Origin of the sequence: Ramlibacter sp., assembly GCF_050250995.1 — a bacterium.
Lineage (GTDB): Bacteria > Pseudomonadota > Gammaproteobacteria > Burkholderiales > Burkholderiaceae_C > Ramlibacter.
In genome coordinates this window covers 15,535-31,333 of the sequence record NZ_JBFWNP010000012.1, presented here as the reverse complement: position 1 = coordinate 31,333, position 15,799 = coordinate 15,535, and the positions used below count along the sequence as shown (strand labels likewise).

The 15,799-nt window shown below is 69.9% G+C and carries 15 protein-coding genes and 1 tRNA gene; 12 read left to right on the top strand and 4 right to left on the bottom strand.

Translation table 11 applies throughout. The annotated features are described in order from the left end of the window. Window positions 1-35 precede the first annotated feature (35 nt). The 3 genes from AB7E83_RS10755 to rapZ are packed head-to-tail and all read left to right on the top strand — an operon-like array spanning window position 36 to window position 3,554. On the top strand, window positions 36-935 hold the full coding sequence (locus AB7E83_RS10755; RefSeq protein WP_428568926.1) for an NAD kinase: 900 nt from the start codon (window positions 36-38) through the stop codon (window positions 933-935). Further along, entirely contained in the window at window positions 935-2,575 is a 1,641-nt protein-coding gene (recN, locus tag AB7E83_RS10750) for a DNA repair protein RecN (protein WP_428568923.1), read from the top strand. Before AB7E83_RS10755 ends, recN begins: the two co-directional genes overlap by 1 nt. Window positions 2,576-2,633: 58 nt before the next feature. Further along, window positions 2,634-3,554 (top strand): RNase adapter RapZ, encoded by a 921-nt coding sequence (gene rapZ / locus AB7E83_RS10745; RefSeq protein WP_428568921.1) that lies wholly within the window; start codon window positions 2,634-2,636, stop codon window positions 3,552-3,554. Here rapZ and mutY read toward each other — a convergent pair. From mutY to mutM, 3 genes are all read right to left on the bottom strand, one after another. Further along, entirely contained in the window at window positions 3,532-4,599 is a 1,068-nt protein-coding gene (gene mutY, locus AB7E83_RS10740; RefSeq protein WP_428568920.1) for an A/G-specific adenine glycosylase, read from the bottom strand. The two genes, rapZ and mutY, sit on opposite strands and share 23 nt — an antisense overlap. After that, the gene (locus AB7E83_RS10735) at window positions 4,596-6,563 is read right to left on the bottom strand and encodes a dynamin family protein (RefSeq protein ID WP_428568917.1); all 1,968 of its coding nucleotides are present in this window, start codon (window positions 6,561-6,563) and stop codon (window positions 4,596-4,598) included. Before AB7E83_RS10735 ends, mutY begins: the two co-directional genes overlap by 4 nt. Before the next feature lie 76 nt (window positions 6,564-6,639). After that, complete coding sequence (gene mutM, locus AB7E83_RS10730; protein ID WP_428568914.1) at window positions 6,640-7,455, bottom strand: bifunctional DNA-formamidopyrimidine glycosylase/DNA-(apurinic or apyrimidinic site) lyase; 816 nt, start codon at window positions 7,453-7,455, stop codon at window positions 6,640-6,642. 24 nt (window positions 7,456-7,479) lie between these two features. Here mutM and AB7E83_RS10725 point away from each other — a divergent pair, with 24 nt between their 5' ends. The 8 genes from AB7E83_RS10725 (at window position 7,480) to AB7E83_RS10690 (ending at window position 13,635) form a co-directional block, all read left to right on the top strand. Continuing rightward, complete coding sequence (locus tag AB7E83_RS10725) at window positions 7,480-9,216, top strand: tetratricopeptide repeat protein (RefSeq protein ID WP_428568912.1); 1,737 nt, start codon at window positions 7,480-7,482, stop codon at window positions 9,214-9,216. Further along, on the top strand, window positions 9,213-9,707 hold the full coding sequence (locus AB7E83_RS10720; protein WP_428568909.1) for an outer membrane lipoprotein LolB: 495 nt from the start codon (window positions 9,213-9,215) through the stop codon (window positions 9,705-9,707). The genes AB7E83_RS10725 and AB7E83_RS10720 overlap by 4 nt, the downstream gene beginning before the upstream one ends. 19 nt (window positions 9,708-9,726) lie before the next feature. Then, complete coding sequence (ispE, locus tag AB7E83_RS10715; protein ID WP_428569107.1) at window positions 9,727-10,614, top strand: 4-(cytidine 5'-diphospho)-2-C-methyl-D-erythritol kinase; 888 nt, start codon at window positions 9,727-9,729, stop codon at window positions 10,612-10,614. Between the two features lie 26 nt (window positions 10,615-10,640). Beyond that, window positions 10,641-10,717, top strand: a tRNA-Gln gene (locus AB7E83_RS10710). 18 nt (window positions 10,718-10,735) lie between these two features. Then, complete coding sequence (locus AB7E83_RS10705; RefSeq protein ID WP_428568907.1) at window positions 10,736-11,716, top strand: ribose-phosphate pyrophosphokinase; 981 nt, start codon at window positions 10,736-10,738, stop codon at window positions 11,714-11,716. A gap of 82 nt (window positions 11,717-11,798) precedes the next feature. Then, complete coding sequence (locus tag AB7E83_RS10700) at window positions 11,799-12,485, top strand: 50S ribosomal protein L25/general stress protein Ctc (protein WP_428568904.1); 687 nt, start codon at window positions 11,799-11,801, stop codon at window positions 12,483-12,485. Between the two features lie 80 nt (window positions 12,486-12,565). Next, on the top strand, window positions 12,566-13,201 hold the full coding sequence (pth, locus tag AB7E83_RS10695) for an aminoacyl-tRNA hydrolase (RefSeq protein ID WP_428568902.1): 636 nt from the start codon (window positions 12,566-12,568) through the stop codon (window positions 13,199-13,201). Next, window positions 13,198-13,635: a hypothetical protein gene (locus AB7E83_RS10690; RefSeq protein WP_428568900.1), complete on the top strand. Its 438-nt coding sequence runs from the start codon at window positions 13,198-13,200 to the stop codon at window positions 13,633-13,635. Before pth ends, AB7E83_RS10690 begins: the two co-directional genes overlap by 4 nt. Here AB7E83_RS10690 and AB7E83_RS10685 read toward each other — a convergent pair. Continuing rightward, window positions 13,627-13,884: a YfhL family 4Fe-4S dicluster ferredoxin gene (locus tag AB7E83_RS10685; protein ID WP_428568898.1), complete on the bottom strand. Its 258-nt coding sequence runs from the start codon at window positions 13,882-13,884 to the stop codon at window positions 13,627-13,629. The two genes, AB7E83_RS10690 and AB7E83_RS10685, sit on opposite strands and share 9 nt — an antisense overlap. 259 nt (window positions 13,885-14,143) lie before the next feature. On the opposite strand from AB7E83_RS10685, the gene AB7E83_RS10680 reads away from it, so the two are divergent. Beyond that, window positions 14,144-15,655: a ShlB/FhaC/HecB family hemolysin secretion/activation protein gene (locus tag AB7E83_RS10680; RefSeq protein WP_428568895.1), complete on the top strand. Its 1,512-nt coding sequence runs from the start codon at window positions 14,144-14,146 to the stop codon at window positions 15,653-15,655. The last annotated feature ends 144 nt before the right edge of the window (window positions 15,656-15,799 follow it).

The window sequence follows — 15,799 nt, the reverse complement described above, 5'->3', positions numbered from 1 at the left end:
GGTCGCCGCGGCGAAATCAATGATGTAATCGGCCGATGAAATCGATCTTCCGGCAGGTGGCGCTGATCGGCAAGTACCATGCCGCGGGTCCGGCCGCCCAGGCCGACTCCACGCGCGCGGCGCTGGAGCAGATCGCCCGCTTCGTCGAGTCGCAGGGCTGCGAGGTCGCGGTCCACGACGAGACCGCGGCCATCGCCGGCCTCGAGGGCTACGCCACGCTCGACGTCGCCGGCATCGGCGCGCGGTGCGACCTCGGCCGGGTGGTGGGCGGCGACGGCACCATGCTGGGTATCGGTCGGCAGCTCGCCTCGCACGGCGTGCCCCTCAGCGGCATCATCCAGGGACGGCTCGGCTGCATCACCGACATCGCGCTCGACCAATATGCGCACCTGCTGCCGCCCATGCTGGCCGGCGAGTACGAAGAGGACTTCCGCACGCTCATGCACGCGCACGTGCTGCGCGACGGGCGATGCGTCTTCGAGGCGCTCGCCATGAACGACGTGGTGGTGCATCGCGGCACGACCTCGGGCATGGTCGAGATCCGCGTCGAGGTCGACGGCCACTTCGTCGCGAGCCAGCGCGCCGACGGGCTGATCGTGGCCACACCCACGGGCTCGAGCGCGTACGCGCTGTCCGCGGGCGGCCCGCTGCTGCATCCGTCCAACCCCGGCTGGGTGCTGGTGCCGATCGCGCCGCACACCCTGTCGAACCGGCCGATCGTGCTGCCCGACGCGGCTGAGGTGGCCATCGAGCTCGTGTCCGGCCGCGACGCCAGCGCGAACTTCGACATGCAGTCGCTCGCCGAGCTGCTGCACGGCGACCGCATCGTGGTGCGGCGCTCGGAGCACAAGGTACGCTTCCTGCATCCGCGCGGCTGGACCTATTTCGACACCCTTCGCAAGAAGCTGCACTGGAACGAGGGCGGCGGCACATGATGAAAAGAATCGCCCTGCGCGATTTCGTGATCGTTCGCGAGCTGGAGCTCGAACTCGCGGCCGGATTCTCGGTGCTGACGGGCGAGACGGGCGCGGGCAAGTCGATCCTGATCGACGCGCTGCAGCTCGCGCTGGGCTCGCGCGCCGACGCGACCGTGGTGCGCGAGGGCGCCGCGCGCGCCGACATCACGGCCGAGTTCGACCTGCCGCCGGACCTCGCCCCGTGGCTGAAGGAAGCCGGGTTCGAAGGCGGCGACTCGCTGCTCGTGCGCCGCACCATCGACACGCAGGGCAAGAGCCGCGCCTGGGTCAACGGCGCCCCGGCGACGGCAACGCAGCTGCGCGAACTGGGCGAACAGCTCGTCGACATCCACGGACAGCACGCCTGGCAAAGCCTCACCCGGCCGGCGTCGGTGCGCGAGCTGCTCGACGCCTATGCGGGACTCGACACGCGCCCCCTGCAGCAGCACTGGCAAGGCTGGCGCACCGCGCAGAAGGTGCTGGCCGAGGCGCGCACGGCACAGGACTCGCTGCAGCGCGAGCGCGAACGACTCGCCTGGCAGATCGGCGAAGTCGACAAGCTGGCGCCGGCCGCGGACGAGTGGGACGAACTGAACGCGAGCCACACGCGCCTGTCGCACGCCCAGGCCCTGATCGATGCGGCGCAGGGCGCCATCGAACGGCTGCAGGGCGACGAAGCCGGCGCAACGGACAGCCTGTCGAAGTCGCTCGATGCCGTGCGCGGGCTGGAGCACCTGGAGCCGCGCTTCCGCGAAGTGGCCGAGGTGCTCGCCTCCGCGCTCGCGCAGGCCGAGGACGCATCGCATTCCCTGCAGTCGTATCTGCGCCGCGCCGATCTCGACCCCGCGCGCCTGGCCGAGCTCGACGAGCGCATGGGCCTGTGGCTGTCGCTCGCGCGGCGCTACAAGCGCACGCCCGACGAGCTGCCCGCGCTGCTCGAGGGCTGGAAGCAGGAGCTCGCGCGACTCGATGCGGCGGCCGATCTGGCCGCGCTGGAAGCGGCGGAGCGCGCGGCCCATGCGGCGTTCGCCGCCGAAGCCAGGGCCGTGACCAAGGCGCGCACGAAGGCGGCCCCGCAACTGTCGAAGGCCGTGACGGCCGCGATGCAGGGGCTCGGCATGCAGGGCGGCAAGTTCGAGGTGGCGCTGGAGAAATCCGCCGAACCGGCGTCCAGCGGCATGGAGGACGTCGCATTCCTCGTCGCGGGACATGCAGGCGCGACCCCGCGGCCCATCGGCAAGGTGGCCTCGGGCGGCGAGCTCTCGCGCATCGCGCTGGCCATCGCTGTGACGACGAGCCGGCTCGGCGCCGCGCAGACGCTGATTTTCGACGAGGTCGACTCGGGCGTGGGCGGCGCGGTCGCCGAGACCGTGGGCCGGCTCATGAAGCAGCTCGGCAAAGACAGGCAGGTGCTCGCCGTGACGCACCTGCCGCAGGTCGCGGCCTGCGCCGATCATCACCTCGTCGTCGCCAAGCGCGGCGGGGCGCAGGGCGTGGCGAGCACCGTGACGCCCGTCGAGGGCGAGAAGCGCGTGGCCGAGGTGGCGCGCATGCTCGGCGGGGAGCGCCTGTCGGGCACGACCCTCGCGCATGCCAAGGAAATGCTGGGACTCCCATGAGCGCCGCCCGGCCGCCCGAAGGCGCTCGCACCGCAGTGAAAAGCACGGAGGTTTTCCATTGACCGATCCGATCCCCACCACCGGGCTGGAGCTGATCCTCATCACGGGCATGTCGGGCTCCGGCAAGTCGGTCGGGCTGCGCGCGCTCGAGGACGCCGGCTACTACTGCGTCGACAACCTGCCGCCCGAGCTGCTGCTGTCCTTCGTCGCGCTCGAGCAGCAGCACAGCGCGCGTCGCGTCGCCATCGCCATCGACGTGCGAAGCGCGACCTCGCTGCCGCTCGTGCCCGCGCAACTGCGCGAGCTGCAGCGGCAGGGCGTGGCGGTGCTGACCCTGTTTCTCGACTCCACGACGGATACGCTGGTGCGCCGCTTCTCCGAGACGCGGCGCCGCCATCCGCTGTCGGTGAACCGGCCGACCACGCTTGAAGGCGGCGTGCTCGACCAGCATCATGCGCTGGTGGACGCCATCGAGCTCGAGCGCGAGGTGCTCGCCGACCTGCGCGAGCAGGCGCACGTGATCGACACGAGCGTGCTGCGGCCGGCGCAGTTGCAGGCGTACGTGAAGGCGCTGCTCTCGGCGCCCGCCAACCAGCTCACGCTCGTGTTCGAGTCCTTCGCGTTCAAGCGCGGCATTCCGGTCGACGCCGACTACGTGTTCGACGTGCGCATGCTGCCGAACCCGCACTACGAGGCGGAGCTGCGCGACCTGACGGGGCTCGACGGGCCGGTCGTCGAATTCCTGAAGCAGTATCCCGAGGTGGAGCAGATGTACCGCCACATCGAGCAGTTCCTGCAGCACTGGCTGGAGCCGCTCGCGCGCAACCACCGCAGCTACGTGACGGTCGCCATCGGCTGCACCGGCGGGCAGCACCGCTCGGTGTACCTGGTGGAGCGGCTCGCCGCCGCCTTCGGGCACCGCTGGACGACGCTGAAGCGCCACCGCGAAGCCGACGTCATGAAGCCAAAAGCCGCCTGACCGGCGCGGGCAGGCCCAGCGCGGGCCAGGCATCGGCGGCGAACCATGCGCCTTCCGTCGCGCGCCACGAGGCGGGTACGTCCACTTCGACCGGGTGCAGATGCAGGTCCTTGTGCGTGAGCACGTGGACGAAGGGCTCGGCATCGCGCACGCGCGCACGGGGCGGCAGGCAGGCGTCGAGTTCGTCGCGACTCTCGTACACGGGCAGGCAGTAGAGGCCGGCCCACACACCCGTGGCAGGCCGCTTCTGCAGCCACACCGCGCCGTCCTTCCTGCGCGCGCGCAGCAGCCACAGCGACTGCGCGGTGCGCTTCAGCTTGCGCGTCTTCACCGGATAGTTCTGCGGCGCGCCTTCGCGGGCGCCGATGCACAGCGAATGCACGGGGCAGATCAGGCAACTCGGGTTGCGCGGCAGGCACACGGTCGCGCCGATGTCCATCAAGCCCTGCGTGTAGCGCGGCATGGCGCGATGCAGGTCGCGCGTGGGCAGAAGCGCCGTCGCGTGGTCCCACAGTTCGCGCTCGTTCGCCGACGACGCGAGGTCCTTGCCGAAGCCGAGCGCACGCGCGAGCACGCGCTTGACGTTGCCGTCGAGGATGGCGATGCGTTCGCCGAAGCACAGCGACGCGACGGCGGCCGCCGTGGAGCGGCCGATGCCGGGCAGGGTTTCGAGCTCGGCCGCCGTGCACGGTAACTCGCCGCCGAAACGTTCGACGACCTCCTGCGCGCACTTGTGCAGGTTGCGCGCGCGGCTGTAGTAGCCGAGGCCGCTCCAGAGCGCGAACACGTCGTCCTCGCTCGCGGCGGCGAGGGCGCGGACGTCGGGAAAACGCTCCAGGAAACGGGCGTAGTAGCCGAGCACCGTCGCCACCTGCGTCTGCTGAAGCATGACCTCGGACAGCCAAACGCGGTACGCGTCGCGCGTGTTCTGCCAGGGCAGATGGTTGCGGCCGTGAGAGGCTTGCCAGCGCACGACGCGCGCGGAAAAGTCCGCGAACTCGCCGGCGTCCGGAGTCCCCGCGCGCCGCGCGGGCGGCGCCCTCATGCGGTCTTCAGCACGGGCTCGTTCGAGGCCGCCGTGTCGGCCGCCGGCGGGTTCGTGAGATGCGAGGTGAGTTCGGCGAGCTTCGCGTCGAGCTGGTCGAGCGCGGCCTCTTGCGCATCGATCTCGCCGATGCGGTCGTCGAGGCCCGAGGCGGCCTCCTGGATCCGCTCGATCGCCTCGATCCGGCGTCCGAAGTTGCGGCGGCGCTCGCGCAACTGCGCATCGAGCTGCGCGGCGGCGGACTTGTTCCAGAGCTCCACTTCGCCCAGCGCGGACTCGTACACCACGCGCAGCCGGGTGGCGAGCGCGCGCACCAGGCGATCGGCGAACTCGGGCTGCGCGAGCCTCAGCGCATTGCCCACGCCGAGGTACTGGTTGTGGCTGCGCTCCACGAGGTCGAGGTCGCGCTCGTAGCGCGCGAGTTCGGGCTCGCGCGGCGCCTGCAGCGAGAAGCCGTATTCGGCGTTCAGCTGGCGGAAGGTGCCGGTGAGCATGGACTGGATTTCCGCGCTGGTCGATTGCGCCTTGCGCAAGCCCGCGCGCAGCCGGTTGAAGGTCTCGCCGTAGGCCTTCTTCACCCCGAGCTTGATCCCGGGCTGGCGCAGCGCCTTCGTGAGTTCCGCCATCTCGGCCTTGAGCGTGCTCGTGCCCAGCAGCGCGAACACTTCGCGCAGCAGCTTCAGGTGGACCGAGCGCACGGCGTGGATCTTCGCGCCGCTCGCGTCGAAGTCGCCCTGCTCCTGCTCGATGCGGGCGCGCATGTGCCGGATCACGGAGGTGTTCTTGCCGCGCAGGCCCTTGAGCTCCACCATCTGTTCGGCCAGGTCGCGGCGGCGGATGTTGATGACGCGCGTGGCCTCGTGCCGCAGTTCCGCGATGCTGCCCGACACCGCCGCGCGCAGGATCGCCTGGCGCTGGCCCATGACGCCGAACGCGAGCGCCTGCTCGAGCACGGGCAGCTCGCTTTTCTTCAGCAGCTCGGCGTCGTTGTTGACCTTGGCGACCAGGCCCTTCTGCGCCGACACCGGAATCACGCGCTCCTGCGGCAGGCCCAGGATCTCGGCCGTGGTCGCGCGCTGCCGGTCGATCTGCGACTGCACCTGCGCGGGGGTGGACAGCGCGTCCCACATCGTGTCGATCTTGTTCAGGACCACCAGCCGCGCTTCGGTGCTGCCGCCGTTCTCGGCAACCAGGTGCTCGCGCCAGATCGTGAGGTCGGACTTGGTGACGCCGGTGTCGGCCGCGAGGATGAACACCACCGCGTGCGCCTGGGGAATCAGGTTGACCGTCAGCTCGGGCTCGGCGCCGATCGCGTTGAGGCCCGGCGTGTCGAGGATGACGAGCCCCTGCTTCAGCAGGGGATGCGCGATGTTGATGAGGGCATGGCGCCAGCGCGGAACTTCGATCAGGCCGTCGTTGCCGACCATCGGGTTGTCCTCGGGCACGTCCTCGTGCCAGAAACCGAGCGCCTTGGCCTCCTCGGGCGGCACGCGCACCACCTCGGAGACCTTCTCGAGCGCCTGCGCGAGCTGGCCGGGATCGTTGACGTCCAGGTCGACGCGCAGCCACTTCTCGGGCACCGCGCGCCACTCCATCAGCGGCTGCGGCTGCATGCGCGTCTCGATCGGCAGGAGGCGCAGGCAAGGGGGCACTTCGGCGTCGTAGCCCAGCTCGGTCGGGCACATCGTCGTGCGTCCGGCCGAAGCCGGCATGATGCGGCGCTTGTAGCCGGCGAAGAAGATCGCGTTGATCAGCTCGGACTTGCCGCGCGAAAACTCGGCGACGAAGGCGACCATCACCTTGTCGGAACGCATCTGCGTCTCGAGGCGGCGCAGCCGCTCCTCGACCGCGCTGTCGAGCAGCTCGTGGTCCTTCAGCCACTCGGCCAGCAGCTTCAGGCGCAGCGCGAACTCGCGCCGCCATGCGCCATGCTGGTCGAATTGATCGTTGAACGAAGTGGCCAAAGACTGTCCCGTCACCCGAGGCGAATGCGTTTTGACGAATGCGTTTTGACTATAGCATTCGGCGACCGCGCCACCCTCACGGTTTCTGGCACGCGGGACAGAAATACGTGGCGCGCTGGCCCTGGCGGATCGTCCGGATCGGCGTGCCGCAGACGCGGCACGGCTCGCCCGCCCGGTCGTAGACCATCGCCTCGAGCTGGAAGTATCCCGTCTTGCCCTCGGCGCTGGAGAAGTCGCGCAGGGTGCTGCCGCCCTTGTCCACCGCCTTGGCGAGCACCGCGCGAACCGACGCATGCAGGCGCGCGGCGCGCGGGCGGCTGATGCGCGAGGCGGGCGTCGTGGGCCGGATGCCGGCGAGGAACAGGGCCTCGGACGCATAGATGTTGCCCACGCCGACCACGACGTCGCCCGCGAGCAGGACCTGCTTGACCGGGGCCTTGCGCCGCTTCAGCGCCGCATGGAAGGCGACGGGGTCGAAGTGCGCCTCCAGCGGCTCGACCCCCAGGCCGCCGAGCAGCTTGGCCGCGGGCGCGCTCGCCTCGTCGTCGGCGAACACCACGGCGCCGAAACGGCGGGGATCGTTCAGGCGCAGGACGCCGCGGTCGGTGACGAGGTCGAAGTGGTCGTGCGCGCCGGCCTCGGGCACGTCCGGTGCGAAAAGGAGGCTGCCCGACATCCCGAGATGCAGCAGGAGCAGCCCGCGGTCGAGGTCCATCAGCAGGTACTTGCCGCGGCGGCGCACGCCCTGCACCATGCGGCCGACCAGCGTGGACGGCTCGACGCCGAGCGGCCAGCGCAGCGCCTTGCCCACGCGCACGTCCACGATGCGCGCGCCCTCGATGCGCGTCGCGAAACTTCGGCGGGTGACTTCGACTTCGGGGAGTTCCGGCATGGCGGGCTGGATTATTATGGTTCGATGAAGAGATTCCCCCGGGTCGCCGCCGGCGTCGGCCTCGCGCTGGCCGCCGCTCTCGCGCACGCGCAGCCCACCGCCGTGCAGGCGACGCCCACCCCCAAGCCGACCCCCAGCGCCCTCACCGGCGAACTGTTCTACCAGTTGCTGCTCGGCGAGCTCAACGCACGCGGCGACGAGCCGGGCACCGGCTTCGCGCTGATCCTCGACGCGGCGCGCAAGACGAACGACCCGGCGCTGTACCAGCGCGCGGTCGACATCGCGTTCCAGAACCGCTCCGGCGAGTCGGCGCTGCAGGCCGCGCGCGCCTGGAAGCAGGCCCTGCCGAAGTCGCGCGACGCCAACCGCTACGTGCTGCAGATCCTGCTCGCGCTCAATCGCCTCGCCGACACCGCGGAGCCCCTGCGCACGGAGATCGCGCTGGCCGAGCCGAAGGATCGCGCGGCGGCGATCGCCGCCCTCCCCCGCCTCTATGCCCGCGTGTCCGACAAGAAGGCGGCCGCGGCGCTCATCGAACAGGTGCTCGCCGAGCACTTCGCCAGCCCCGCGCTCGGCCCCGCCGCCTGGACGGCCGTCGGCCGCGCGCGGCTCGCCGCCGGCGATGCGACGGGCGCGCTCGACGCCGCGCGCCGGGGGCAGGCCCTGAATGCCCGCGCCGAAGGACCGGCCCTGCTCGCGCTCGAACTGATGAACCCGAAGCAGCCGCAGGCCGAGGCGCTGGTGAGGAAGTATCTCGAGGACAAGCCGCTGCCCGAGCTGCGCATGGGCTACGCGCGCAACCTGCTCGACGCGCAGCGCTACCCCGACGCGCTGGAGCAGTTGCGCTTCATCACGGCGGAGAAGCCCGATTTCGCGGAGGCCTGGCTGGTGCAGGGCACTTTGATGGTCCAGGAGAACCAGCTCCCGGCCGCCGAGAAATCGCTGATGCGGTTCGTCGAGCTCTCGCAGGGCATGTCGTCGGAGGAGCGCAGCCGCGGCCTCGCGCAGGCCTATCTCTCGCTTGCGCAAATCGCCGAGAGGCGAAAGGACTACGCCGCGGCCGGCGCCTGGCTCGACCGCATCGACAACCCGCAGTCGCTGGTCGCGACGCAGAACCGCCGCGCTTCGCTGCTCGCCCGCCAGGGCCGCCTCGACGAGGCCCGCAAGCTGATCCGCGACCTGCCCGAACGCAACCCGGGCGACGCGCGCGGCAAGCTCATGGCCGAGGTCGGCCTGCTGCGCGAGCAGAAGCAGTACCGGGCCGCGTACGAGCTTCTCGCCGAGGCGATCCGCAAGGACCCGAAGGACGTGGACCTGATGTACGACCAGGCCATGATGGCCGAGAAGCTCGACAACCTGGGCGAGATGGAGAGGCTGCTGCGCCTCGTGATCGCGAGCAAGCCCGACTACCAGCATGCGTACAACGCGCTCGGCTATTCGCTCGCGGACCGCAACGTGCGGCTGCCCGAGGCCAAGCAGCTGATCCAGAAGGCGCTGGAGCTCGCGCCGGGCGACCCGTTCATCACCGACAGCCTCGCGTGGGTCGAGTTCCGCATGGGCAACAAGGCCGAGGCGCTGCGCCTGCTCGAGGGAGCGTACAAGCAGCGGCCCGACCCCGAAATCGCCGCCCACTACGGCGAGGTGCTGTGGAGCCTCGGCCAGCGCGATCGCGCGCAGAGCATCTGGCGCGAGGGGCTGCTGATGAACAGCGAAAACGAGACGCTGGTCGAGACGCTCAAGCGGCTGCGGGTCCGCCCATGACGGGGTGGCTCGCGCGCGCCGCACTGGCGTTGACGGTCGCGGCGGCGGCAGGTTGCGCGGCGCCGCCGCGTGCGCCCTCGACGGACGAGGCCGCCACGAGCTGGAGCGGCCGGCTTTCGCTTCAGGTCGAGGACCGGCGGCTCGCCTCGTTCTCCGCCGGCTTCGACCTGCAGGGCTCGGCGCAGCAGGGCGAACTCACGCTGACCGGGCCGCTCGGCGGCACGGTGGCCGTGCTGAACTGGCGGCCGGGCGCCGCCACGATGAAGTCGGGCGAGCGGACGTCGCGCGAATTTCCGTCCCTCGAGGCGCTGGCCGCCGAGGCGACCGGCACGCCGCTGCCCATTGCCGCGCTCTTCGACTGGCTGCGTGGCGTCGACACGCGGGTCCCCGGCTGGGAAGCCGACCTCTCCGAGGTCGCGCAAGGGCGACTGCGGGCGCGCCGCGTCGATCCGCCGCCGGCCGCCGACCTGCGCATCGCTTTCGAGCGCTGAAGCGCGCTGCATGACCGCCATGAAGGCGATCTTCGACGTACCCGCCCCGGCCAAGCTCAACCTGTTCCTGCACGTCACGGGGCGGCGCGCCGATGGCTACCACCTGCTGCAGTCGGCCTTCATGCTCATCGACTGGTGCGACACGCTGCATTTCGAGCGGCGCCCCGGCGGAGCCATCAGCCGCGAGGACCTGGGCGACCCGCTGCCGGCGGACGATCTCGTGCTGCGCGCGGCGCGGGCCCTGCAAAGCGCGGCGGGCGTGGCCGAGGGCGCCCACATCGCCATCGACAAAAGCATACCCGCGCAGGCCGGCATGGGCGGCGGCTCGTCCGATGCGGCCTCGTGCCTGCTTGCGCTTCATCGCCTGTGGAATCTCCGCCTGTCGCTGGCCGAGCTGAGCGCCATCGGCCTGCGGCTGGGCGCCGACGTGCCGTTCTTCCTCGGCGGGCGCAACGCCTGGGTCGAAGGCATCGGCGAGTCCCTCGTGCCGATCGAGGTGCCGGCGGCGCGCTTCGCGGTGGTCAAGCCCGCCGCCGGACTGGAGACGAAGACGGTCTTCGGCGACCCGGAACTCGAGCGCGACACCGATGCTGCTACAATCGCGGGCTTTGCTGCAAACCCGTTTGGTTTCGGGCGCAACGACTTGCAGCCGGTGGCCGAAAAGCACTGCCCGGAAGTGGGGCAGGCGGTTCGGTGGCTGGCCTCGCAGGAGTTCTCGAAAGACGTCTCGAAAGGGACGGCGCGCATGACGGGCTCGGGTAGTGCGGTGTTCGCGAAGCTGGAGCCGGCCGCAAGCTGGCGACCGCAGGTCGTTCCGCCGGGCTGGAAAGTGCGGGAATGCGGCAATATGGAGGTTCATCCGTTGTTCGGGTGGGCATCCAGCGACAATTCATCGGCGGGCGGCTGAAGTTTTCTTCGGCCTCCAACCTGTGTAGGGGAGTCGCCAAGTTGGTTAAGGCACCGGATTTTGATTCCGGCATTCGAGGGTTCGAGTCCTTCCTCCCCTGCCAAATATTCTGTTCAACGTCATGCAGGTTGCCGCGCCCCCTCCCGACTTCATGGTCTTCACCGGCAATGCCAACCCGGCATTGGCGCAGGAGATCGCGAGCCACCTCGGCATCACGCTGGGCGCCGCGTCGGTCGGGCGCTTCTCGGACGGCGAAGTCACCGTCGAGATCAACACCAACGTCCGCGCCCGCGACGTCTTCGTCGTGCAGTCCACCTGCGCCCCGACGAACGAGAACCTGATGGAACTGCTGATCATGGTCGATGCGCTCAAGCGCGCCTCGGCCGAGCGGATCAGCGCCGTCATCCCCTACTACGGCTACGCCCGCCAGGACCGCCGCCCGCGCTCCAGCCGCGTGCCGATCTCGGCGCGGGTCGTGGCCAACCTGCTCGAGACCGTGGGCGTGGCGCGCGTGCTGACGATGGACCTGCACGCCGACCAGATCCAGGGCTTCTTCGACATTCCGGTCGACAACATCTACGCGTCTCCCGTGCTGCTGGGCGACCTGCGCCTGAAGAACTACGAAGACCTGATCGTGGTGTCGCCCGACGTCGGCGGCGTGGTGCGCGCCCGCGCGCTCGCCAAGCAGCTCAACTGCGACCTCGCCATCATCGACAAGCGCCGCCCGCGCGCGAACGTGAGCGAAGTGATGCACGTCATCGGCGAGATCGAGGGCCGCAACTGCGTGATCATGGACGACATGATCGACACCGCCGGCACGCTCGTGAAGGCCGCCGAGGTGCTCAAGGAGCGCGGCGCGAAGAACGTCTACGCGTATTGCACGCACCCGGTCTTTTCCGGCCCCGCCATCGAGCGCCTGTCCAAGGGCACGGCGCTCGACGAAGTGGTGGTCACCAACACCATTCCCCTGTCGGACGCCGCCCACGGGTGCGGCAAGATCCGCCAGGTCACCGTGGCGCCGCTGATCGCCGAGACGATCCAGCGCATCGCCCGGGGCGAATCGGTGATGAGTCTGTTCTCCGACCAGACCAACCTGTTCTAGATTTTTTAGCCGTCCCGCATCGCGGGGCATTTGTGAAACCGGGAGCGCACTGGTCGCGGTGGCCCCCGAATTGGAGAACGTCATGAAATTCGTCGCTTTCGAGCGCGCCAAGCAGGGTACGGGTGCGAGCCGCCGTCTCCGCGTTTCCGGCAAGACGCCGGGCATCGTCTATGGGGGCGCCGGCCAGCCGCAGCTGATCGAGCTCGATCACAACGCGCTGTGGCACGCCCTGAAGAAGGAAGCCTTCCACTCCTCCATCCTCGAGATGGAAGTCGGCGGCAACACCGGCAAGGTGCTGCTGCGCGACGTGCAGTACCACCCGTACAAGCAGCAGGTCGTCCACATCGACTTCCAGCGCGTCGACGCCAACACGCGCCTGCACATGAAGGTGCCGCTGCACTTCAAGGGCGCCGAGGAATCGCCGGCCGTGAAGGTCGACAACTGCCTGGTCAACCCGGTGATGAACGATCTCGACATCTCGTGCCTGCCGGCCGACCTGCCCGAGTTCATCGACGTCGACCTCTCGGGCCTGAAGAAGGGCGCGACGCTGCACCTGAACGACATTGCGCTGCCCAAGGGCGTGAAGGTGGTCACGCACGGCAAGCCGAACCCGGTGGTCGTGTCGGTGGTGACGCCGGTGGCCGAGGAAGTGGCGGAGCCGGCCGACGCCGCGGCCGCCACCGACGCCAAGGCCGCACCGGCCAAGGGCGGCAAGGCCCCGGCCAAGGACGCGAAGGCCGCGCCCGCCAAGGACGCCAAGAAGAAGTAAGCTGCGCCCGGACGACGCGTTGTCCGGTGTCAGGTCAACGGCCCGCTCATGCGGGCCGTTTTCGTTATGAATCCTTTCTTATGATCAAACTCTTCGTCGGATTGGGCAACCCCGGCCCCGAATACGAAGCCACGCGCCACAACGCGGGGTTCTGGTGGATCGACGCGCTCGCGCGCGAGCTGAAGGCCACGCTGTCGTACGACAAGGGCTATCAGGCACTCGTGGCGCGCTGCAACCTGCACGGCCAGGTGTTCTGGCTGCTGCAGCCGCAGACCTTCATGAACCTCTCGGGCCGCTCGGTCGCGGGCCTGGCGCGCTTCTTCAAGATCAAGCCCGAAGAGATCCTGGTGGTCCACGACGAACTCGACGTCGTCCCCGGCCAGGCCAAGCTCAAGTTCGGCGGCAGCCACGCCGGCCACAACGGCCTGCGGGACATCCATGCCCAGCTGGGTACGGGCGACTACTGGCGGCTGCGCCTGGGAATCGGTCACCCCGGCGTGAAGTCCGAGGTGATCCACTGGGTCCTGAAGAAACCCGCGCCGGAGCAGCGGGCGGACATGGAGGACTGCGTGGCGCGCACCCTCAAGGCGTTCCCTGCCCTGCTGGCGGGCGAGATGGAAAAGGCGACGCTCGTCATCCACACCCACAAGGCGCCGCGGCCCAAGCCGCCGCGGCCGGAGAAGCCGCCCGCACCGGAAGGACAGAGCCCCCCATGAGAAGAACGACCTTCGCCTGTCTTGCCCTTGTCATGACCTTCGGTGCCGGCACCGCGGGCGCCCAGACGGTCTGGCGCTGCGGCAACGCCTACAGCCAGCAGCCGTGCGCCGACGGCACGCCGCTCGAGGCCGCCGACGCGCGCACGCGCGAGCAGGCGCAACAAGCGAGCGACGCCGCGAAGCGGGATGCGAAGGTGGCCGACACGATGGCGGCGGACCGGGCGAAGGAGGATTCCCGTCATTCGCGCGAAGGCGGGAATCCAGGGCTCCCACAAGGCCGGAAGGAAGCCCTGGGTCCCCGCCTTCGCGGGGACGACGGCGTCAGGATCAAGCCCACGGCAAAGAAGAAGGCGAAGAAGCCCGAACACTTCACCGCCACCGTCCCCGGCACGGTCAAGCCGAAAACGAAGAAAAATAAAAAAGGCTCAGCCTGAGGCCTGCGACTTCAGGCGCAGGTACTTCTGGAACAGGGTCTCGCGGTCCTCGACGAACGCCGGATTGACCGGGATGCACGCGACCGGGCAAACCTGCACGCACTGCGGCTCGTCGAAGTGGCCGACGCATTCGGTGCATTTGTGCGGATCGATCTGGTAGATCTCCGGTCCGAGGAATATTGCCGCATTCGGGCATTCCGGCTCGCAGACGTCGCAGTTGATGCACTCGTCGGTGATCAGCAGGGCCATGAATGCATTATCCTCTGCCATCATAATTGTGTGAGAATGTAACAACATCGACATCGGGGACATCATGGAGAGGTGTGCATGCGGCGTGTGGTTGGCGCTTGCTTTCAGCGCGACCCAGGCAAGTGCACAGGTCACCGGGCCTGCGCGGCCCGATGCAGGAACCCTGCAGGAGCGCCCGCGAATCGCACCGACCCTGCCGGCACCCGGCGGACCCCGTCTGGCGCCGCCGCCGTCCGCCCCGGTCGCGGCGCCACCTTCGGTGCAACTCGTCCCCGCCGCCTTCCGATTCACGGGCAACACCGTCTTCACGGCTGAAGCGCTGCAAGCCGTCGTGGCCCGGCGCGTCGGTCACGCCACCGACCTCTCGGGTTTGCAGGAGGCGGCCCGCGACGTGCGGGAGTACTACCAGGACCGCGGCTACCTCCTCACCGACGCTTTCATCCCCGAACAGGCGCTCGCGCGCGAAGGCGGCACGGTCACGATCGAGATCGTCGAGGCCCGTGTCGGCCGGGTCGAGGTGAAGTCGGAAGGAAGCACGGCGCCCGCGCCCCGCGTCTTCTCCGCCGTGCGTCGCGCCCTGCCGCCGGGTTCGCACGCCACCGACCACGCGCTCGACCTTCCCGTGCTGCTCGTGCGCGACCTCTCCGGCCACGACGCCACGGCCGTGATTCAGCCCGGGGCCCGAACCGGCGAAGTCGATCTGGTCGTCACGGTACGCGCGCAGCCGCGCGACTACGAGGCATCGCTGGCGATCGACAACCACGGCGTACGTTCGGCCGGACGCTGGCGTGCGACCGCGGGCGTCGATGCGAGCAACGTGAGCGGCCGGGGCGACTCGCTGAGTGCGCGCGTGCAGGTGGCGCAGATCACCGAGTCGCGGCTGTACCGGCTCGCGTACACCGTCCCCGTCGCGGATGCCGGCACGCGCGCGACGCTGGCGCTGGCCCGCAGCGAATACGCGCTCGGCGGCGCCTTCGAGGCGCTGGGCGCGCACGGCACGGCGAACGTCGCCGCCGCATCCTTGCTGCATCCCCTCGTGCGCGGCCGCACCGCCAGCCACTGGGCGCTCGCCTCGTTCGAGCACAAGCAGCTCGAAGACAGGCTCGCCGCCGGTCCCGACGCGAGCCGGCGTATCGGCCTCGTGCGCGTGGGCATCGCGGGCAATGCACTGCGCGAAGGCGCGGCGAGCCAGCCGGGCAGCGGCGCGCTCACCAGCTACGCGGCGAGCGTGGCCTGGGGCCGCCTCGGCCTCGACGGTGCCTCGTCGCTGATCGACGCCGGCGCGGGCGGCTTGCGCACGCAGGGCCGCTTCTCGAAATTCAATGGCGAACTGCAGCGCACGCAATTCCTTTCGCCGCGCTGGAGCATCGTGTCTTCGCTTCAGGCCCAGTACGCGTTCGACAACCTCGCGTCCGCCGAGAAGATGACGCTCGGCGGCCCCGTCGGCGTGCGCGCGTTCGCCTCCGGCGAAGGCGTCGGCGACCACGGCGTGCTCGGCTCGGCAGAGCTTCGCTATCAGCTCGCGGCCGCATCGCCGCTGCCCGTGGGCGTCGGCGTGTTCTACGACGCGGGCCGCGTGCGCGCGAGCCGCGATCCCGTGCAGGCGAGCGGCAACCAGCGCACGCTCGCGGGCGCGGGCTTCTCGCTGCTGCTCGGCGGCGCGGGGCGCTTCGTCGCGGCCGCTTCCGTCGCGTGGCAGACGAGCGCCGGTCGCACGGCAGCCGGCGATCGCTCGCGCGCTTTCTGGCTCACCGCGCAGACGCGGTACTGACCGCCGCCAGGAAAAAGTGACTTCGACCATGCCGTCCACACCCGCCGCGTCGCCTCACGCCTCGCCCCGCGCGTGGCGCCGCGTGCGGACGGAGGTCGTGCGGCTGTCGCGCAAGCTGAGCGTGGTCTATCGCATCGGCCAGCG